The sequence below is a fragment of the Paraburkholderia sp. MM6662-R1 genome (assembly GCF_050436245.1).
GTDB classification, from domain to species: Bacteria; Pseudomonadota; Gammaproteobacteria; order Burkholderiales; family Burkholderiaceae; genus Paraburkholderia; species Paraburkholderia tuberum.
Genome location: NZ_JBNDLV010000001.1, coordinates 663,589 through 682,041 on the forward strand (window position 1 = coordinate 663,589; position 18,453 = coordinate 682,041).

Here is an 18,453-nt window from a genome sequence, read left to right on the forward strand (position 1 = left end):
ATGCAACAAGCACTTCGGATGTTCAGAGATTCGTGTGGGATGGGATCGTTCCGACCTCGCCGTGCTCGACGTTAGATCATCACTGACGTGGAGTCCCATTCGATGACAATTCGGAAACGCATACAGGGCAGCGCCACCCGGCCGCTGCTGATCACGCTGATCGTGGTGATCGTGATTGCCGCGCTGGGCTTTATTTATGCGTCACCGTATCTCGCGGTGAACAATCTCAAACGCGCCGCCGATGCGCGTGACGTGCAAACCGTCAATCAGTACGTGGACTTTCCCGCGCTACGCGATAGCCTGAAGCAACAGGTGGGCGCCATGCTGACACGCCGGCTCGAGGCGGATGCCGGCAACAAGATGGCCACGATCGGCGCGGTGATCGGCGTGACGCTGATCGGCCCGCTCGTCGATGCCTATGCGACACCCGACGGCGTCGCGGCGCTGCTGAACGGCATGCCGCCGCGTGGCACGCCGGGCGAGCAACCGTCCGCGCCGCCAGCCGCGGGCGGCGAAGCGCCGGCCGCACCAGCCGCGGGCGACACCACCACGCAGGCCAGCGCACCGCCGCCCGGGCGTCAAAGCACGGCCGGCTATCGCAGTCTCAACGAGTTTGTCGTCACGTACCGGCGTGGCGAAGGTAACGCGAACTATTCGGCAATCTTTCGTCGCGAAGGTCTGGTCACGTGGAAGCTCGCGGCGATCAATCTGAACGAGTGAGATCGAAGCCTGGCCGGATGGGATGCGTGGCTGGCCATCGGGGCCGGCCACGCGACAGGGTCTATTCAAATCTGGGCTCGATGACGGGGCGCGCGGCTTCGCGTCCCTCACTAGCCCATTACGCCGCAGCCGCCTGCTGCTGCTCCTGCGCGGACGAGCACGCCACCAGAATGCTGCACGACACGCGGTCGAGCAGCGGCGTGTTGCCCGCCCCCATCCACCACCGTGACAAACCAGTCCGGCAGCGATGACCCACCACCACGAGGTCGACCTGCAACTCGTTGGCAAGATTGGCGATCTCGTCGATCGGATGACCGAATGCGAAATGCCCTTGCGCGCTCACGCCTCGCTCGGTCAGCCAGTTCACGCCCTCCTGCAGAATCTCGCGGGCCGTTTTTTCGAAGCTGCTGCACGCGACGTCCGTCAACAGGCCCGCGCTCTGCGCGATGCTCGAACGCATGTCGACGACCGACAGCAGATGCGTTTCTGCCTTCAGTTCCAACGCCAGATCGGCACCGCAACGCAGGGCTTTCCGGCCTTCGCGCGAGCCGTCGTAGCACAACAGGATTTTCTGGTAGCTCGCCATCTGTTTTCTCCATTCGCGCGGAAAGCGCGGTCTGAATCAATCATGGTGCGCCGCAATTCGGCTTGCAAGGGATGGAAAACGCTAAGTGCATACTCGGTGCATGCCGATCCAGTCTGCACAAGCGTTGGGCGACCCGACGCAGCGTTTGCACGCGTATGCCGCAATGCAAAACTTCGTTTGCGAACGCTGCGTCGACACACTGCGGGCCGGTTGACGTGCCAGTCGTGCCACCGCCAATCAGCGGCGCCAATCGACACCGACGAGCGCATCGCACACCACGCATGACGCGTTCCCGGACACCCGCTCGCATCAGCGATCCGATACCTGGAGTAAGCGGCTTCGCGTGCGCAATGCGTGCATCGCAGGTATGTTGTGTCTTGCGCGTACGTTGTGTCTTTTTCCGGAGCCTTGCTCGAGCCATGCCCACCGCCCCCATCGAATTCCATCAGGTCAGGAAAAGCTACGGCGAAAAAACGGTCGTCGACGGATTGTCGTTTCATGTGAACACCGGCGAATGCTTCGGGCTGCTCGGCCCCAACGGCGCCGGTAAGACCACGACATTGCGCATGCTGCTCGGCATTGCGGCGCCCGACGCCGGCGCGATCCGGCTGTGCGACGAGCCGATCCCGGGCCGCGCGCGCCTCGCGCGCTCGCGCGTCGGCGTGGTGCCGCAGTTCGACAACCTCGATCCCGATTTCACGGTGCGCGAAAATCTGCTCGTATTCGGTCGCTACTTCGGTCTGAGCGCCGCGCAGTGTCGCGCGGCGGTGCCGGGTCTGCTCGAATTCGCTCGCCTCGAGAACAAGGCGGACGCGCGCGTGAGCGAACTGTCGGGCGGCATGAAGCGGCGCCTCACGCTCGCGCGCGCGCTGATCAACGATCCCGACGTGCTGATCATGGACGAGCCGACCACCGGTCTCGATCCGCAAGCGCGCCATCTGATCTGGGAGCGGCTGCGCTCGCTGCTCGCGCGCGGCAAGACCATTCTGCTGACCACGCACTTCATGGAAGAAGCCGAACGGCTCTGTCATCGACTGTGCGTGATCGAGGAAGGCCGCAAGATCGCCGAAGGCGCGCCGCGCGAGTTGATCGAGTCCGAAATCGGCTGCGACGTGATCGAGATCTACGGCCCCGATCCGTTTGCGTTGCGCGACGAACTCGCGCCGCTCGCCGAGCGCACCGAGATCAGCGGCGAGACGCTGTTCTGTTACGTGAACGACGCGCAGCCCGTGCATATGCGCCTCAAGCAGCGCGCCGATTTGCGCTATCTGCATCGGCCGGCGAATCTCGAGGATGTGTTTCTGCGGCTCACCGGTCGCGAAATGCAGGACTGAATCCATAGCGAGACACTTGATGGACGCACGTACTTACGAAACCCACGACGGCACGCCATCGGCGCAAGAACCGTTCGGTGCCTTCCCCGCCAATGCCACGAACTGGATCGCGGTGTGGCGCCGCAATTACCTGGTGTGGAAAAAGCTCGCGATCGCGTCGATGTTCGGCAACTTCGCCGATCCGATGATCTATCTGTTCGGTCTCGGCCTCGGGCTCGGGCTGATGGTCGGGCACGTCGACGGCGTGTCGTATATCTCGTTCCTCGCGGCGGGCACGGTGCCGTCGAGCGTGATGATGTCGGCGAGCTTCGAGTCGATGTATTCGGGCTTTTCGCGCATGCACGTGCAGCGCACGTGGGAAGCGATCATGCATACGCCGCTCACGCTCGGCGATATCGTGCTCGGCGAGGTGGTGTGGGCCGCCAGCAAATCGGTGTTGTCGGGTGTGGCGATCATGCTGGTGGCGGGCGCGCTCGGCTATGCGAGTTTTCCGTCGATGCTGCTCGCGCTGCCGGTCATCGTGCTGGCCGGTCTCGCGTTCGCGAGCCTCGCGATGATCGTGACGGCGCTCGCGCCGTCATACGACTTTTTCATGTTCTATCAGACGCTCGTGCTCACGCCGATGCTGCTGCTCTCCGGCGTGTTCTTTCCGATCTCGCAACTGCCCGGCGCCGCGCAAGCGGTGACTGCCGCACTGCCGCTCGCCAATGCGGTCGACCTGATGCGCCCGGCGATGCTCGGTCGGCCGATGGAGCACGCGGCGCTCCATGTGAGCGTGCTGGGCCGCTTATGCGATCGGCGGCTTCATCGTGTCGGCGATCCTGCTTCGGCGTCGCATGATGAAGTAAGCCGAACGCGCGGGCGGCGCGTTGCGCCTGCACCCGCGCAAGACGACGCCGCGTCGGTCGTCGCACGGCGTGTTTGCTATCGTTGTGCGCGCTCAGTCCTCGTCATCGGTCCACGGAATGTCGACGTCGGAGATGAACGCGACCGTCGCGAACGGGCCGCCCTCGTGACGCCCGATCTTGCCATCGGCGCGCTGCCATTCCACCCGGAACACGGTGACCGGATCATCCGCGATCAGCCGCACCGTGCGCAATTCGTCGGGATCGGCGTCCTCGACCGGACCGTCGAGCGAAATCAGCAGCGCCTGTGGCCATAGACCATCGGCGGGATCGTAGATCTTGTCGCCGTCGTGAATCAGCGTGAAGGCTTCCACGCCGATGGTCGCCGACGCATCGACGATCATCTTGGCGAGCGCACGCAACAACGCGGTCGCCCGCGCCGAGTTCGCCTGACGGATCGCGAGATCACCGCGCGTGAGAGCCTGCTCGAGTTTTGGATTGGTTTTCTGTTGCGCCATGGCTGTGTTGGTCCTATCGCTCTGTCGTGGGCAACGCGCCATCGGGACGACGCGCCGCGTTTCTATTTGGGTCCATCTATTGCCGCTTGTGTGCATTGCAGCATCGCGGGCTGGGCGGCAGGTCCGCGGTTCGACTGTCATTGTTCCGCGTTTGCCCTGATCGTGGCGCGCACCATCAGGGTCGTTTTCTCAGGGCCGTCCTTGCCGTCCACCACAGTTTAGGTCGTGATTCGGATTCCGGGAGAACATTTGCCGCTTAGTGCGCGGCATGTGTCGCATTTCATGCATCGGCTCGCGGGCGCCGCGGCGTACGTTTACCGCGTCCACCGGCGAGCTTCGACGCCTGCGCCCCAGCCGGCTTCGCATCCGCGATCCGCGCGATCAGATGGTCGCGAAACGTGCGCACCGACGGGGGCAACTCGCGCCCCGCCATCGTCTGCACCTGGATGCTGCGCTGGCGCATCTGCGGGTCGGTGAGCGGAATCACGACGAAGCCGTCGTCGGCATAGCGGTCGCGCACCGACAGCAGCCCCGTGAACATGATCGCTCCGGACCGCTGCGCGTAGCGATAACTCGCGCCGCTGTTGTTGCAGATCAGATCCGGCTCGAGGAGGATGCCTTCGAGCGCGCACGTGATGTCGATCAACTGGCGAATCGTGGTGCCCGTCTCCGACAACACGAGCGGATAGCGACTCACCTCGGCGAGCGACAGTTTCGCGCGCGCCGCAAGGGGATGATCGGCGCGCAGCAGCACGAACACCGGCGCGCGTTCGGTGTGCTCGACCTTCACGCCCTTCTCCGGCGCGAGGCTGAACGACAGCGCGATATCGACGTCACCGTCGCGCACGTGGCGAGTGGCGTCGGCCGGCGACATCACGGTCAGCGTGAAATCGATGCCGGGGCGCTCGGCGCGGAAATCCGCAATCGCGGTGGGCAGGAAGTCGACCGCAAAACCCTCGGCGGTCGCGATCTTGATCCGGCTGCCGTGCAAGCTCGCGAGGCCGCTAATCTCTTTCATCACGTGCTCGGCTTCGAGCAGGCTGCGTTGCGCGTACGCAAGCAGCCGCTCACCGGCCTCGGACAGCGTCATGCCGCGCGGACGCCGCTCGAACAGCGTCACGCCGAGCTCGCTTTCGAGCCGCACGATTTGCCGGCTGATCGCCGATACCGCGACGTGCAGCCGCTCGGACGCGTCGCTCAGCGAGCCGCCGCGCGCGACTTCGACGAAATAACGCAACGCGATGCCATGCAGTGAACGTGCCATCCTGGACGCCTCGATCGAATCAGTTGCAACGGTGCCATGGGTGGGCGGGTGCCGCGGTTCAAGCCGACGCGCGACGCTTTGCTTTTCCGGCAAGGCAAGCTTCGAAACACGATCATTGTGACAAAAATGGCGCGCTTCTAGAATCGGTCGCAATCACGTTGCAGACGATTCGCCTGAACGCCGCGCCGAGCATCGAGCCATCGAGCCTCGCGGCCCTCCGCCCCTTCACCCATCCCCCGCATCGGAGACATCGACATGAGCCGCAACCAGGCCATCGAGCTTGCCACCCGGCACTTCGAATCCGGCGCTTTTCTCGCCGATCTGAACCGTCGCGTCGGTTTTCGCACCGAAAGCCAGGAAAGCGATCGCGGCGCACTGCTGCTGTCCTATCTGACCGACGAAATCCAGCCCGAAGCGGAGCGCCTCGGCTTCAGCACGCGCATCGTCGATAACCCGGTCGATGGCTTCGGTCCGTTCCTGATCGCCAACCGTCACGAAGGCGATCATCTGCCGACCGTGCTGATCTACGGCCACGGCGACGTCGTGCGCGGCTACGACAGCCAGTGGCGCGCGCCGCTGACGCCGTGGGCGGTGAGCGTGGAAGGCGAGCGCTGGTTCGGTCGCGGCACCGCCGACAACAAAGGCCAGCACTCGATCAACCTCGCCGCGCTCGCGAGCACGCTCGCCGCGCGCGACGGCAAACTCGGCTTCAACACGAAGCTGTTGATCGAGATGGGTGAGGAAACCGGCTCGCCGGGGCTCGACGCGATCTGCCATGCGCATCGCGACGAACTCGCCGCCGACGTGCTGATCGCCTCCGACGGTCCGCGTCTCGCAGCGCGTCGTCCGACCGTGTTTCTCGGCTCGCGCGGCGCGGTCAATTTCAGGCTGTCGCTGAACCTGCGCGACGGCGCGCATCACTCGGGCAACTGGGGCGGCTTGCTGCGCAATCCGGCGACGGTGCTCGCCAACGCGCTCGCGAGTCTCGTCGATGCGCGCGGCGTGATCGCAGTCGACGGCCTGCGTCCGCCGCCGATCCCCGAGGCCGTGCGCCGCGCACTTGCCGACATCACGGTGGGCAACGGTCCGGGCGACCCCACCGTCGATGAGAACTGGGGCGAGCCGGGTCTTTCCGCGCCCGAGCGCGTGTTCGGCTGGAACAGCTTCGAAGTGCTGGCCTTCAAGGCGGGCAATCCGGAGAACCCGGTCAACGCGATTCCGCCGTCGGCGTTCGCGGTCTGCCAGTTGCGTTTCGTGGTCGGCACCGATTGGGAAAACCTCGGCAAGCATCTGCGCGCGCATCTCGATGCGCACGGTTTTCAGCTGGTCGAAATCGACGTCGAACGCGGCGCGCCAGCCACGCGGCTGGATCCCGACGATCCGTGGGTCACGTGGGCGATCGCGTCGCTCGAAGCGACCACCGGCAAGAAGACCGCGCTGCTGCCGAATCTCGGCGGCACGCTGCCGAACGAGGTATTCGCCGACACGCTCGGTCTGCCGACGATCTGGGTGCCGCATTCTTATCCGGCCTGCTCGCAGCATGCGCCGAACGAGCACCTTCTGGCTCCGGTGGTGCGCGAGGGCCTGCAGATGATGGCGGGACTGTTCTGGGATCTCGGCGAGAACTCGCCGCTTGCGGCGAAGCGCGAGACGGTGGATACGGCAAAGGCCGCGGGTTGAGTTCGGCCGACGCCAAGTGATTCGCTGCGCCTTGCGGCCGCCCCGGCAATCGACCGGGGCCACCGCGGCAAGCGCGTCGCGCTTACCTCGACATCAAGGCGCCGGATTCGGCTGCAGCTCGTGCAGCCTGTCGATTTCCGCCAGCACTTCCGGCGACAGCTTCACGTCCGCGCTGGCGATGTTTTCCTTCAATTGTTCGAGCGAGGTCGCGCCGATCAGATTGCTGGTCACGAATGGCCGGCTATTGACGAACGCGAGCGCGAATTGCGCGGGGGTCATGCCGTGGCGCTTCGCGAGCTCGACGTAACGCGTGGTCGCCTGCACGGCTTGCGGCTTGCTATAGCGCTGGAAGCGCTCGAACAGCGTGATGCGCGCGCCGGCAGGACGCGCGCCGCCTTCGTACTTGCCCGACAGCCAGCCGAACGCGAGCGGTGAATACGCGAGCAGACCGATGTTGTCGCGATGCGCGTACTCGGACAGACCCACTTCGTACGTGCGGTTCAACAGGCTGTACGGATTCTGGATGCTGACGATGCGCGGCAAGCCGAGTCTTTCGGCCGCGCGCAGAAACTGCGCGACGCCCCACGGCGTTTCGTTCGACACGCCGATATGGCGCACCTTGCCAGCCTTCACGAATTCGGCGAGTACCGTCAGCGTTTCCTCGATCGGCACCGTGTACGCGTCGTCGACCCACGGATACGACGGACGGCCGAACGTCATCGTGCTGCGATCGGGCCAGTGCAGCTGATACAGATCGACGTAGTCCGTTTGCAGACGTTCGAGGCTGCCGTTGAGCGCCTCGGTCAGGTTCTTGCGATCGAACTGGTTGCCCTCGCCGCGAATATGACGCGGATTGTGCGGCTGACGCGCGGGGCCCGCGATCTTGGTGGCGAGCACGATCTTCTCGCGCGCGCTCTTGTGCTGCGCGAGCCACGTGCCGATGTAGCGCTCCGTCGAGCCTTGCGTTTCGGCGCGCGGCGGCACCGGATACATTTCCGCGGTGTCGATCAGGTTCACGCCGTGATCGAGCGCGTAGTCGATCTGCGCGTGCGCTTCCTGCTCGGTGTTCTGCTCGCCCCACGTCATCGTGCCGAGACCAATCAGGCTAACCTGCACGTCGGAGTCGCCGAGTCTGCGGTATTCCATCTAACTTGTCCTGTTGAAGAGGTGAACGGAAAGCGCAGACGTTATCACGCCGGCGCATTACCTGCAGCAAGGCTAGAATGCGGGGCCATGCGTTGCAGCGCGCCGCCTGGTGCTTGCGCGCTGCGCGCTTTGCGCTCTCGACGCGCGTTTCATCATGACCTCGTTGCCATGAATCACGAACACCTCGAATTGCTGGTCACGCGCGTGATGCCCTACGGGAAATATAAAGGCCGCGTGATCGCCGACCTGCCCGGCCACTATCTGAACTGGTTCGCGAGCCAGGGCTTTCCGCCCGGCGAGATTGGCCGTCTGCTCGCGTTGATGCACGAGATCGATCACAACGGTTTGAAACCGCTGCTCGACCCCTTGCGCAAACCGAAGCCCCTGGAGCGTTGAGAGCGTCGCCGTGAAAGCGTTGCCAGGCAGGCTGAAAGTCGCGGCGCAGGCAAACTGCAAGCAATGTAGGACAGTACAAATTCATACAGGTTTTTTCTTGCGGATCGCGTTTGCGTGGCCTTTAATCGGCATAGGTCGTCGCGCTGTGAAACGTCGAGAGTGAAGCGGATCAGTCGTCATTCGCTGAACAATTTCGATGTGTTCCGGCGCCGTGCGATCCCCCCGCCTTCGTGACTCCCTGCATGTCCATGTCGCAATTCAGCCTGTCGGCGTTGCTCGAATTCATCGGCCACGATCTGTCGCCGGTGCGCGCGGTCATCCTGTTCTTCGTGATCGGCTACGTCGTGGTCGGACTGCCTGTGCATTTTCGCCAGGGCGCCGCCTCGCGCGACATTTGGGGCACGGCCGCCGGCGTGACGATGGCCGCGATCTACGCGGCGTTCATTGCCGGCGTGTACCCGTGGCTGCATCACGTATCGGTGATCGCGCGTTGAGCGTCGGCCGCCGTCAGGTCGGGACCGAGACCTTCCCATAGCGGTTCACGCAATTCGCCTCGCGGCTGCCAGCGCCGCATCGACGTTCGATACAACGGTCGGCGCATCTGTGCGGAACTCGCGGTACTGACACTCCGCATCGTCTCGCGAAATGCGAGGCAACGTTCGTCTCACTCGAGCCCGCAATGCGCGAGCATGCGACGCCCGTTCGCCTCGCAAGCGTCGACCAGCTCCTCGTGCTCGATCTCGATCATCACGCCCGCGTGTAGAACGCGCCGCCAGTGCGTTATCAACGCATCGTACGCGCGCTGACAGCGGCCCGGCTCGCCGAGGTGGCAGCCGAACGCCACGTCGCGAAAAATGCGCGAGAAAATCGATAGACAGGGCTGTAATCGCGAGCGGCGGCCATGATTGATGCGCGCGTTCGGCAGCGCGAGATGAATGAGGCGACGTTGATGAAGTTGAACGGGTATTGGTCGGCAAAGCGCGCGAGCGGGCCAAGCGATTCCGCCTCGTTGTCGCGCATGCCCTGGCGATACAGCACGTCGCCTTTGAGCAGATGATCGAACGGGGCGGGCAAGCGAATCGCTTCCGACTTAAACGACGAATCGTCCGATGGAAGTTAGCAGCCACGCCCGTCAGTAACGTATCAGATCGTTAACGAAGTGTTACCGCAACGCCGCTCGGTAATACGCGAGAAGATTGGCGAAACGGTCGAGCGTCGCGGCAACGGCTCGCGTGGTCGAAGCCCCGAGCGCGCACCGCCGCGCCGGCGCGGGTAACGCTCGGACACAAACGCGGCTGAACTCCGTTGCGCGCGGTTTTTCTGAGGTTTACGTGAAGGAGAAAATCGTGACCAGGCTCATTGCATCGATGACGCTGCTAGCGGCCGCGGCAGCGAGCATCACTGGATGCGTCGTCGCGCCGCCAGCGGACTACGGCTATGCGCAACCCTACTATCCCTACGCGTATGGACCGCCTTACTACGGACCGGCGTACGGCTCGGTTGGTATCTATGGCGGTTTCGGAGGGTCGTGCTGCTATTACGGACATGGGTATTGGCACGGGCGCGGCGGATGGCATGGCGGTGGCGGGCACGGCGGGCACGGCGGATGGCATGGCGGGGACGGCGGATGGCACGGTGGCGGATACGGCGGCATGCACGGCGGCAGCAGCTCGTGGAGCAGTGGCGGCGGGACGGGGGGACATGGACACTAAGGCATTGACTCATTGACGAACCGGTGCCCGCCTCTGTCGCGACAGTGATATGGCTCCAGCGCCCGGCGGTTTCTGGCCTTGCGGTAAAATTATCGTTTTGATTCAAGCCGCCTGGCCGCTCCATGTCTTTACCTCGCACTCCCAGCCCCCGCCGCGTGTCCGTTGCACCGATGATGGATTGGAACGACGAATAACCGGAAAGAATCGACACGAAAGGCGTACCGAGATCGGCCAGACAGTCGCGTAGCACTGGCGTAGCACCGGGACGCAGGGGAGGTCGTTGTTCAACGCAACTACAAAAGAGAAAAATGTCGAGCCCACCACAAGTTGCTGTCGAGTCAGTCAGATCCGTGCATCTCACGATGAGTTTCTCTGGTCAGTCTCTGTCGACTGGAACCGGATTTTTTGCGCGGAGCGGGAGCGGGAGAATTTGTCTTATCACGAACCGTCACAACGTCACGGGGCGAGACCAAAACACCGGGAACACACTTTCGCCTACCCTCGCGATTCCGAACGTGCTCACGATTCGAATGCCAATTTTGGGCGCTGTACCGCCGAACTATGGGACAGGCGCGGCTGGAGGGCAACGAGTGAACTGGGAGGCTATCACCCTGGATCTGCTCGTAGAAAACGAGCCGCAGTGGGTCGAGCATCCCGCGCTCGGCGAACGAGCGGACTTCGTCGCGATCCCGATTGACAGGGTTCCTGCAGACGAGCAGTTACTCTATGAGATGGTCACCGCTACTGATAGGCAAATTCTGCTCCGTCCGACCGATCATGTTTCGATCATCGGTTTTCCGTTTGGCATGGCAGCCGGGGAGAATCTCGCCATCTGGGTCAACGGGACGGTCGCTTCGGAGCCAGACCTCAGCTATAACGAACTGCCAGTGATGTTGGTCGATTGCAGGGGACGACCCGGTCAATCCGGATCACCGGTCATTGCATTCCGCTCCGGCGGCATGGTGCCGTTACGTAGCGGGAACACCGCCATGATGGCTGGGCCGTTCAGCAACTTCATTGGCATCTACAGCGGACGCATCCACAAGGATTCAGACATAGGAATGGTCTGGAAAGCGGAAGCGATTCAACAGCTTCTGGCAACGATCTGACTTTTTGGGGAAGCTGCCTTTGGCGGCTTTTTTCACGCCCGCTCGCCCGGCTCGCGCGGCTCGTCGCCGATGAACCGCCGGCTGATCATCTTGCAATTGAGCGAGGTCGGCTCCTGCGCGACCGTCCGGTTGCAGAAATGCAAGGTTGCGACGACGGCGAAATACTCTGCGTCGTACCGCTTCATGCCGCCATCCGATGCTCGAGTACGGCCGATCGCAATCATCCAGGACGGCGTGCAACATTGCCAGATTTGCCGGATCAGGACTCAACCACGCGTCGATGTTCTCGGGCTTGATCGGAACGATGCATCGGTCATCACCTGTTGCCGAGACTTCCGGGCGGCGGCTCGTCGGCGACCGCACACGACCCGTTACAGACATTGTTCCCCTCAGTCTGATCGCTGAAAAGGGGTCATTCAAATTAACCAGATTGCCTGTCAACTCAGTCGTTGCGCGCGTGCTTAGACCGCCGTGAGACGGCCGTTCCGCCCCGCCCTTTGCAGACCCGCCTCACCCGGCGACCAACGCCCTAAGGATCTCGCGCACCCAGCGATGGCCGGTGTGTCCGTGACTGCGCTCATGCCACAGCATGCCCACCTCGAAGCCCGGAACGGAAATCGGGCATTCTACGATCCGCAATGCATCGGTGTGATCGCGCACAAGCCGTTGCGGCACTAGAGCAACGAGGTCGGAGCGGGACACGATATCCAGCACAAACAGGAAGGAGGCCGCGGACAGCACCACGTTGCGCCGAAGGCCTAGGGCCGCCAACGCGTCGTCCACGGGCGTGACGAAGTCGCCGCCGCGTAGCGACACGATGACATGCTCAAGCTGCGCGAACTGCAAAACCGTGAGCTTTCGTCGCAGCTTGGGATGGTCGCGGCGGCCTATCATCACGTAGCGTTCGTTAAACAGGTGGCGGCTGCGCAGGCCAGTCGGGGCGTCACTGGGCGTCATAAACGCGAGGTCGACCTCGCCGTGAGCCATTTGCGTTGGCAGTTGCGGAACGTCCAGCATACGCAACGCTATCCGCACACCAGGCGCCTGTTGTCGAAGCTCCAGGAGTAGCGGCTGCACAAGCGCAGCCTGTAGATAGTCGGTGCAGGCGATAGCCATAGTTAGTTGCGCCCGCGCGGGATCGAAATGGCCATGCTGGATCACCGTTGCACGCAATTGATCAAGCGCATTGCACAAGGGCGCCAGCAGTTCGTCGGCTTTCGCCGTGGGAGTCATGCCGCGTTGCGCCGGGATCAGCAACGGGTCACCAAACAGGTCGCGCAAGCGTGCGAGCTGCGCACTTACCGCTGGTTGGCTAAGGTGTAGGCGGCGGGCAGCGCGCGTCACGTTTTGCTCTGCGAGCAAGGCTTCGAGGGTGACCAACAGGTTCAGGTCTATGCGTTTGGTATCCATGGCATGGATAGTAGAGCAAGAGATTGACGATTTCACTCTATAGCATTTTTTGTCCAGACTGCACATGTCGGCGCGCGTGTTGCGTGCCTGTATGGAGAGTCTCATGACGCCTTTTGCACCATTGCCCTTGATCACCGTCGCTGGCGCCTCCAGCAAGCAAGGCCGCAGCGTGGCCTGCGCCCTGCTGGATAGCGGTCGCTACCCGCGTGCGCGCTCTCGCACGAAGTGCAGATAGCGCACCCATGCGCGAACTGGCCCAGCGCGGCGCCGAGATCGTCATCGCGCCGTTGGAGGCGGGTCGCCAAGCCGAGCTTGCCGCGGCTATGCGCGGCTCGTACGGTGCCTTCCTGATGACACCGCCAATAGCGCCCGTGCCGCCGCCGGGCCGCCCCGAATTGGCGCTGGGGCTCGAGTTGGCTGATGCGGCGCTCGCCGCGGGCGTGGAGCATATTGTCTGGAGCAGCCTCGAAAACGTTGAGGCTCGCACGGGGGGCACCCTGTGGGCGCCACACTTCACCGAAAAGGCCTTGGTGGAGGCATACTTGCGCACGCTGCCGCTGCGCAGCTCCTTCATCCAGCTCGCTTTTTTCTACAGCAACTTCCTTGAGTACTACGTACCACGGCCGGAAACCGACGACAGCCTCAGCTTCGCCGTCTATCTGCCGCCAGATACGCCCGTGCCATTTGTCGATCCGCTGACCGCAACCGGTCCCGCGGTTCTGGCGCAATTTGACGAGCCGGAGTCTTATTCCGGCCAAACCCTGCCGGTGATCGGTGAGGTCCTGACCGCGCGCGAGATTGTGGACACCTTCGTCCGCGTAACAGGCCGGCGTGCGCACTACGCCTCAGCGTATACGCGCGAGGAATTACTACGTCACTTTCCCGCGTTCGGTGCCGATGAGTGGCTGGTGCGCGAACTTGTGGGAATGGTTACCTATGCGGTCGAATACGGGTACTACGCGCCAGAACGAGACTTGACGTGGAGCCGGCGAAACGATCCCGACGCACTGACATGGGAAGGTTTTCTGCGGCGCAGTGGTTGGCGTGGAGAACTCACCAGCTTCCGGGTTGCAACGGGTTTATAGACGATTACGCACGCGGTCGACTAAAAGGCCGTCTGGCTCGGAGGGCTTATCAACATACGCCCTTCCGAGGTAAAGCTCGACCAGTATTTCTTATCGCAAAAAATGCTCCACGGCTCCGGCGGCGAAATGGGCCGCGGTGCAGGAAGTTGACATCTGGCCGGCGTCCTTCCGGGTTCCTGTAAAGCGAGCAGGAACCCCGAAAGCGGTCAACTATGACCGACCGCTGTTGGCCGCCTCCTGCCGCTGGACCGCCTTCCATCCTAGGCGCACGGTCGACGGTTACACCCGCACCGGTGCCCGTCACGCCGCCAATCGATGCTCGTAGTACGGCCGCTCCCGATCGTCCAGAATCGCATGCAGCGCGGCGAGATTCTCCGGATCGGGGTTCAGCCACGCGTCGACACTCTCGCGTTTGACAGGCACGATACAGCGATCATGTCCCGCTGCGGCCACCTCGGGCGGCGGCTCGTCTGTGATCGCAGCAAACGACAGGAGGTCTGGCTCGCCGGATCCCGTCCAGCGCGACCACAGACACGCAACGAGCATTTCGCCGCCGACGCGCGGCCGGAATTCAAGGACGACGTTTTCGTCTTGCTCGCCCTCCTTCAGCTCGCGCCCCTCCATCTTGGCGCGGCTAACGTTCTCGTAGAAGGCGCTGACGACCATCAGGCCGTGAGAGTAGCCAAATAGCTCCTTCCAGAAGCCTTCGAGATTGTCGCGACGCGCGTTGTACGTGCCGGGGTACTTCGTGTCGTAGAACGGCGGCTTGCCTGCTGGCCGACACTGATACCGCATCGGCTTGATCACCCGGCGCCCATCCTCGATGAGCATGACAGGCGCATAGCCGCCGGGGAAAATCCGCGAATCCCGATCTTTCAGTTCAACGCGACGGATGTCATCCAGACGACGCCGGGCCGCGTCGATCTTGTCAGTCGCGATGCGCCTGCTTTCCGTGGCCACCTTGGTGGTTTTGATCTGGAGAGTGTGTTCAGCGTCTGCGAGCCGCGCGCGCTGCTTGAACAACTCCTGTTCAAGCGCTGCAGTCTGCTCCAGATTGAATTGGTCGATCAACGCCTTGATCTCGCGCTCGATTTCGTTTTTCGGGTCGGCAAACGCCGCGTCGACGGCCTTGGGGATCTTGACCTTCTTTTTCTGCGAGCGCTCCCAGTACAGTTGCGCGAACTCGCGGAGTCTGATGTCCGCGCCGAACTCCCTCACGTACCTACGATAGTCCGCTTCTATTTGTGCCGAGTAGCACATAGCGTCACCTCGAATTTTTGAGAGGTCCCTATGATACCGCCGCCGCGCCTAGATATACTGTATATCCATACAGTATTACGTACCCCCATGTCACACATCCGCTACGCGGACGCCGCGACTGACCACCCCTGCCGTCTTTGCGAGCATTGGGGCGGCGACATTCCGAGTGAATCGCACGCATTTCGCATCCAAGCTAGAGGCCGTCCATCGGCCCGGTCGGATATCCGCTGGTTCTTTTATTCAATCCACCCGAGGCCTCGAGCGAAACTGTATGCGGCACAGACTGCAGCCACGCATGCACACATGGCGGCCCAAGCGTTCACACGGCTGATCCGTTGCAGCTCACCGATGAATGTATCTATGTTGTCCGGAACCTTGACCAGTGACGACCAAAGCCAAAAAACGGCAGCCCCGACAGAGGCCACCGCGCCGACCGTTCCAACGAGGATATCCAGTTTCGCCATCGCGCCAGCGTACACGGATGCGACAAGCTCATGCAATGGGCCTCGGTTTCCATCAGCAACGAAAGGTCAGACAGCCAGCGAGCCTTCGCGCGTGAGGAACAGTTCGTGGTGGTACTTCAGATGGTCAGCGGACGGTTGCTCTTGTTCGCCGGTTGGAAGCGCCGCGAGTCGTCGGCCGCGATACCGGGCGTATTCCGACGATTCGAGGGAGCGCGAGACGGCCACGCAGCCTGTGGCATCCACAGCCACCATGTGCAGATCGAAAAGCGTGTGGATGTCAGCGCGCAACAGGAGCCCGTTGGCGGTAGCGTAGTTCGTTTCGAGCGCATGCGGCACGATATGGGCCGCCTCGAGCAGCGGTTCCACGGTTGAGCCGCTGACGGCACAGGTGGTCCCGTAGGCACAAAGGAGACGACTACGGAAATCTCGCTGCCCGCGACGAGTCAAGATCGTCGCAAGCTGCCTTTCCTCGCTTTCCCATTGATGACGATCGCTGTCCGACACAGGCGCCTCGGCGGCATTTGTCTCGTTCCGCGACTGGCCTCCGGCGTGCAATTCGCCAGAGGGTCCGGCAGTGAACCGGCGGAAATCCACGTACTGCTGCTCGAGGTCGTGGCCAACCGTGCGCCACCCGGCACGCTCCCAGGCGACGGCGTGGACGTGTGAGTCGGTATTGCTCCAGAACGGTGGGTGATCGTAAGCCGAGGGCGGCAGCCGCTTTCCAAGGATCCTGTTGATCTCGTCAAACGTGAGCCGGACGATGTCGCCGGGAAGACTGCGCAGGTGGGCTTCGAGGGCGTCGTATCTCGCCATGTTGCGTTCTGGCCGCGCAGGTGACGCGCGGCACATGAGGGCTGTCGGAATGAACAGCATACGCGTAGACCCGTCCCGTTGTGGGCGGTGTGCGCGCCCCACATAAAATTCCCCCTTCCTTGACGGCGCCCGCAACCATCCTATCTTCCATGGAGGGGCCCGCCGCCCACGCCTGCAGAAGACCCGCAACGAGGAGACCACGATGGAAATCAATCTGTTCAAGGATCTGGTCGACGCGGTCGGTGCCGCAGGGGACGCCATCTCCAAGGTTACCGACGGCGTCGCGCACATGATCTCGACTGGCGTGAAAGGCTACGACGCGGCAAGAGCGAGAATCGTCTACGCAAAGCTCCTGAAGGCGAGTGCCCAGTATGAAGACCTCATGGCCTTTCAAACGCCGATGACACTCGACTTGCGGAACCTCGCTGAATCCGCGGAACACGGGGCCGGCGAGAGGCTAGACGAGAAAAAGCTGGCCGACAGATGGAATCTGGTGGCGGCAGATGCATCGCAGATATTGCTCCAGGTCTCGGAGCTTCTAGATGAGATCCGACGAGATCGCTCCGACTTCGTACTGGAGCCGGCCTATGCAAAGATTCGACAGCTCTTGAGCGCTAGGGTGTCCCTTCTTGAACAACTGGTGTCCATGGGACCTCCTACTTCGCCAGAGGAGGCGACGCTTGTCCGCAACGTCGAGATACGATACGACATGTTGATTTATGAACTCGCACTGGCACGCGATGGGATGAATACCTACCTCAAGTCCCTGAAAGCGCCGAAAAAGATCCCGGCCCGCCAGAAGCGCCGTCTGCGAAAGCCGAGGTAGGCGAATTGCCGTTCTGGCATCCGCATTACTGTATATCCATACAGTAATGCGCACCCCATGTCTCACATCCGCTATCCGGACGCCGCGACTGACCGCCCCTGCCGTTTCTGTGAGCATTGGGGCGGTGAGGTTGCGGGCGGATCGCACGCGTTGTGCGTGCGCGGCGGCGGCCGGCAAGTCCAAGCGAACCCAGACAGCGGCTGCGTCTATTGGGTCAGAGCCGTCGGCGCCAATGACGACTCGACTCAAGATGATCAAGCGAGCAGGAAAAAGGCATGGCGCTAGCCCACTTCGGGGCAGCCGGCTTCCAGGTGCACCGCCAGCTTGCGAGCAACTCTTTCCGTCGATAGAATCGTTTCCCGTTACAAATTGTAACAACCATAAATCCACAATACGGGAAGCAAAATGAAAAAAGCGACATTGGGGACTCTCGCATGCGTCGCCGCGCTCAGCGGCTGCGCATCTATCGTCGGGGGAACGAATCAAGTCGTCTCCGTGCAGACAGTAAAAGGTGGAGACGAATTCGCCGGCGCTGCTTGCAAACTGGAAAACGACAAGGGAACGTGGTTCATCAAGACGCCCGGATCGGTGACCATCCACCGAGCCTACGGAGATCTGAGTGTGAAATGCGAAAAGGATGGCGTTGATCCGGGCATCGCAACCGTGAAGTCGAGCACAAAGGGCATGGCCTTCGGCAACATCCTTTTCGGTGGGTTGATCGGCGCTGGCGTTGACATGAGCACCGGCGCCGCATACGACTACCCAGCGCTCATTACCGTAAGCATGGGGTTGACCACGATTATTGAGCCGCCGAAGAAGGCCGACGATCAGAAGGCTGCCGCGAGCGATGCATCGCCGGTCGCTGGCCCCACCCTTGCCGCAGCGAAAGACCTGAAGCCAGTCACTAACACCACGAAGTGATCACGTCGCCGGCGCGAGGCTCAGATCATCAATAGCCTGCCGCCGGCATGCCCTCTGCCTTCGCGGCGACAGGAAGCAGGCGCAGGCTCAGTCAGAGTGCGGATGCGTGCATTGGCTCAGAGCGATCGGGGCTGATGATGACCTCGACGAGCGCCCACGTCGATGCTAGCGAGGCGCAGAATGTCCGCCTAACAAGGCCGGCCGCTCGAAAATTTCAGAGTTGTCCGATCGCTCACGACGGGCAGAGATAGGAGACTTCGCCGCCGGGTTTGCATCCCCTGGGACCCGGTTTGTCGTAGTTGGCACCTTTCCGCCGCACCCTGACCGGGCGGCGGTTTTTTATTTTTTCGGGGAGTTTCTGGGC

The 18,453-nt window shown here is 62.6% G+C and carries 19 protein-coding genes and 2 pseudogenes; 11 read left to right on the plus strand and 10 right to left on the minus strand.

Annotated elements, in window-relative coordinates:
• Positions 1-102: 102 nt before the first annotated feature.
• A complete protein-coding gene (locus OKW39_RS03070; RefSeq protein ID WP_090804533.1) occupies positions 103-720 on the plus strand; it encodes a DUF2939 domain-containing protein in 618 nt (205 codons plus the stop codon).
• A 118-nt stretch (positions 721-838) separates the two neighbouring features.
• Here the strand turns inward: OKW39_RS03070 and OKW39_RS03075 are convergent, their stop codons facing one another.
• Positions 839-1,306: a universal stress protein gene (locus OKW39_RS03075; RefSeq protein ID WP_090804531.1), complete on the minus strand. Its 468-nt coding sequence runs from the start codon at positions 1,304-1,306 to the stop codon at positions 839-841.
• A 419-nt stretch (positions 1,307-1,725) separates the two neighbouring features.
• Between OKW39_RS03075 and nodI the strand changes: the two genes are divergently transcribed.
• Together nodI and OKW39_RS03085 are read left to right on the plus strand one after the other, a co-directional pair.
• The gene (gene nodI, locus OKW39_RS03080) at positions 1,726-2,640 is read left to right on the plus strand and encodes a nodulation factor ABC transporter ATP-binding protein NodI (protein WP_184063813.1); all 915 of its coding nucleotides are present in this window, start codon (positions 1,726-1,728) and stop codon (positions 2,638-2,640) included.
• 19 nt (positions 2,641-2,659) lie between these two features.
• Positions 2,660-3,488, plus strand: a pseudogene (locus tag OKW39_RS03085) (ABC transporter permease).
• A gap of 92 nt (positions 3,489-3,580) precedes the next feature.
• Here the strand turns inward: OKW39_RS03085 and OKW39_RS03090 are convergent.
• Positions 3,581-4,003, minus strand: a complete 423-nt coding sequence (locus tag OKW39_RS03090) for a hypothetical protein (RefSeq protein WP_090804526.1) — start codon at positions 4,001-4,003, stop codon at positions 3,581-3,583.
• Positions 4,004-4,283: 280 nt separating this feature from the next.
• Positions 4,284-5,267: a LysR family transcriptional regulator gene (locus OKW39_RS03095; RefSeq protein ID WP_429361364.1), complete on the minus strand. Its 984-nt coding sequence runs from the start codon at positions 5,265-5,267 to the stop codon at positions 4,284-4,286.
• Between the two features lie 255 nt (positions 5,268-5,522).
• Between OKW39_RS03095 and OKW39_RS03100 the strand changes: the two genes are divergently transcribed.
• Complete coding sequence (locus tag OKW39_RS03100) at positions 5,523-6,947, plus strand: M20 family metallopeptidase (RefSeq protein ID WP_429562011.1); 1,425 nt, start codon at positions 5,523-5,525, stop codon at positions 6,945-6,947.
• 93 nt (positions 6,948-7,040) lie between these two features.
• On the opposite strand, the gene OKW39_RS03105 is transcribed toward OKW39_RS03100, so the two are convergent.
• Entirely contained in the window at positions 7,041-8,093 is a 1,053-nt protein-coding gene (locus tag OKW39_RS03105) for an NADP(H)-dependent aldo-keto reductase (RefSeq protein ID WP_429562012.1), read from the minus strand.
• A gap of 168 nt (positions 8,094-8,261) precedes the next feature.
• Here OKW39_RS03105 and OKW39_RS03110 point away from each other — a divergent pair, with 168 nt between their 5' ends.
• Together OKW39_RS03110 and OKW39_RS03115 are read left to right on the plus strand one after the other, a co-directional pair.
• Entirely contained in the window at positions 8,262-8,489 is a 228-nt protein-coding gene (locus OKW39_RS03110) for a DUF3820 family protein (protein ID WP_018418198.1), read from the plus strand.
• A 248-nt stretch (positions 8,490-8,737) separates the two neighbouring features.
• The gene (locus OKW39_RS03115; protein WP_018418199.1) at positions 8,738-8,983 is read left to right on the plus strand and encodes a hypothetical protein; all 246 of its coding nucleotides are present in this window, start codon (positions 8,738-8,740) and stop codon (positions 8,981-8,983) included.
• A 170-nt stretch (positions 8,984-9,153) separates the two neighbouring features.
• Here the strand turns inward: OKW39_RS03115 and OKW39_RS03120 are convergent, their stop codons facing one another.
• Positions 9,154-9,489: a sulfotransferase gene (locus OKW39_RS03120; RefSeq protein ID WP_429563444.1), complete on the minus strand. Its 336-nt coding sequence runs from the start codon at positions 9,487-9,489 to the stop codon at positions 9,154-9,156.
• Positions 9,490-9,835: 346 nt separating this feature from the next.
• On the opposite strand from OKW39_RS03120, the gene OKW39_RS03125 reads away from it, so the two are divergent.
• On the plus strand, positions 9,836-10,201 hold the full coding sequence (locus OKW39_RS03125; protein WP_429336353.1) for a hypothetical protein: 366 nt from the start codon (positions 9,836-9,838) through the stop codon (positions 10,199-10,201).
• A gap of 362 nt (positions 10,202-10,563) precedes the next feature.
• Positions 10,564-11,310, plus strand: coding sequence for a trypsin-like peptidase domain-containing protein (locus OKW39_RS03130; RefSeq protein ID WP_429562013.1), 747 nt, complete (start codon positions 10,564-10,566; stop codon positions 11,308-11,310).
• Positions 11,311-11,342: 32 nt separating this feature from the next.
• Here the strand turns inward: OKW39_RS03130 and OKW39_RS03135 are convergent, their stop codons facing one another.
• The 3 genes and pseudogenes from OKW39_RS03135 to OKW39_RS03145 all read right to left on the minus strand — a co-directional run bounded on the left by OKW39_RS03135 (position 11,343) and on the right by OKW39_RS03145 (position 12,720).
• On the minus strand, positions 11,343-11,495 hold the full coding sequence (locus OKW39_RS03135; protein WP_429562014.1) for a hypothetical protein: 153 nt from the start codon (positions 11,493-11,495) through the stop codon (positions 11,343-11,345).
• Positions 11,492-11,671: pseudogene (locus tag OKW39_RS03140) on the minus strand (SOS response-associated peptidase family protein); the annotation flags it as partial. The pseudogene OKW39_RS03140 and the gene OKW39_RS03135, both read right to left, overlap by 4 nt.
• Positions 11,672-11,820: 149 nt before the next feature.
• Entirely contained in the window at positions 11,821-12,720 is a 900-nt protein-coding gene (locus OKW39_RS03145; protein WP_187628925.1) for a LysR family transcriptional regulator, read from the minus strand.
• A gap of 242 nt (positions 12,721-12,962) precedes the next feature.
• On the opposite strand from OKW39_RS03145, the gene OKW39_RS03150 reads away from it, so the two are divergent.
• On the plus strand, positions 12,963-13,805 hold the full coding sequence (locus tag OKW39_RS03150) for an NmrA family NAD(P)-binding protein (protein WP_429562015.1): 843 nt from the start codon (positions 12,963-12,965) through the stop codon (positions 13,803-13,805).
• A gap of 300 nt (positions 13,806-14,105) precedes the next feature.
• Here OKW39_RS03150 and OKW39_RS03155 read toward each other — a convergent pair whose 3' ends face one another.
• Positions 14,106-15,065 (minus strand): SOS response-associated peptidase family protein, encoded by a 960-nt coding sequence (locus OKW39_RS03155; protein ID WP_429562016.1) that lies wholly within the window; start codon positions 15,063-15,065, stop codon positions 14,106-14,108.
• Between the two features lie 530 nt (positions 15,066-15,595).
• Positions 15,596-16,402, minus strand: coding sequence for an HNH endonuclease (locus OKW39_RS03160; RefSeq protein ID WP_429562017.1), 807 nt, complete (start codon positions 16,400-16,402; stop codon positions 15,596-15,598).
• A gap of 142 nt (positions 16,403-16,544) precedes the next feature.
• Here OKW39_RS03160 and OKW39_RS03165 point away from each other — a divergent pair, with 142 nt between their 5' ends.
• Entirely contained in the window at positions 16,545-17,168 is a 624-nt protein-coding gene (locus tag OKW39_RS03165; RefSeq protein ID WP_429562018.1) for a hypothetical protein, read from the plus strand.
• Positions 17,169-17,573: 405 nt separating this feature from the next.
• The gene (locus OKW39_RS03170; RefSeq protein ID WP_429562019.1) at positions 17,574-18,089 is read left to right on the plus strand and encodes a hypothetical protein; all 516 of its coding nucleotides are present in this window, start codon (positions 17,574-17,576) and stop codon (positions 18,087-18,089) included.
• Positions 18,090-18,453: the final 364 nt, after the last annotated feature.

Bases quoted from the DNA above. Each gene is read 5' to 3' on its own strand.
- OKW39_RS03070 (WP_090804533.1), top strand. From the start codon at position 103: ATGACAATTCGGAAACGCATACAGGGCAGCGCCACCCGGCCGCTGCTG.
- OKW39_RS03075 (WP_090804531.1), bottom strand. From the start codon at position 1,306: ATGGCGAGCTACCAGAAAATCCTGTTGTGCTACGACGGCTCGCGCGAA.
- nodI (WP_184063813.1), top strand. From the start codon at position 1,726: ATGCCCACCGCCCCCATCGAATTCCATCAGGTCAGGAAAAGCTACGGC.
- OKW39_RS03090 (WP_090804526.1), bottom strand. From the start codon at position 4,003: ATGGCGCAACAGAAAACCAATCCAAAACTCGAGCAGGCTCTCACGCGC.
- OKW39_RS03095 (WP_429361364.1), bottom strand. From the start codon at position 5,267: ATGGCACGTTCACTGCATGGCATCGCGTTGCGTTATTTCGTCGAAGTC.
- OKW39_RS03100 (WP_429562011.1), top strand. From the start codon at position 5,523: ATGAGCCGCAACCAGGCCATCGAGCTTGCCACCCGGCACTTCGAATCC.
- OKW39_RS03105 (WP_429562012.1), bottom strand. From the start codon at position 8,093: ATGGAATACCGCAGACTCGGCGACTCCGACGTGCAGGTTAGCCTGATT.
- OKW39_RS03110 (WP_018418198.1), top strand. From the start codon at position 8,262: ATGAATCACGAACACCTCGAATTGCTGGTCACGCGCGTGATGCCCTAC.
- OKW39_RS03115 (WP_018418199.1), top strand. From the start codon at position 8,738: ATGTCGCAATTCAGCCTGTCGGCGTTGCTCGAATTCATCGGCCACGAT.
- OKW39_RS03130 (WP_429562013.1), top strand. From the start codon at position 10,564: ATGAGTTTCTCTGGTCAGTCTCTGTCGACTGGAACCGGATTTTTTGCG.
- OKW39_RS03135 (WP_429562014.1), bottom strand. From the start codon at position 11,495: ATGAAGCGGTACGACGCAGAGTATTTCGCCGTCGTCGCAACCTTGCAT.
- OKW39_RS03145 (WP_187628925.1), bottom strand. From the start codon at position 12,720: ATGGATACCAAACGCATAGACCTGAACCTGTTGGTCACCCTCGAAGCC.
- OKW39_RS03150 (WP_429562015.1), top strand. From the start codon at position 12,963: ATGCGCGAACTGGCCCAGCGCGGCGCCGAGATCGTCATCGCGCCGTTG.
- OKW39_RS03155 (WP_429562016.1), bottom strand. From the start codon at position 15,065: ATGTGCTACTCGGCACAAATAGAAGCGGACTATCGTAGGTACGTGAGG.
- OKW39_RS03160 (WP_429562017.1), bottom strand. From the start codon at position 16,402: ATGCTGTTCATTCCGACAGCCCTCATGTGCCGCGCGTCACCTGCGCGG.
- OKW39_RS03165 (WP_429562018.1), top strand. From the start codon at position 16,545: ATGGAAATCAATCTGTTCAAGGATCTGGTCGACGCGGTCGGTGCCGCA.
- OKW39_RS03170 (WP_429562019.1), top strand. From the start codon at position 17,574: ATGAAAAAAGCGACATTGGGGACTCTCGCATGCGTCGCCGCGCTCAGC.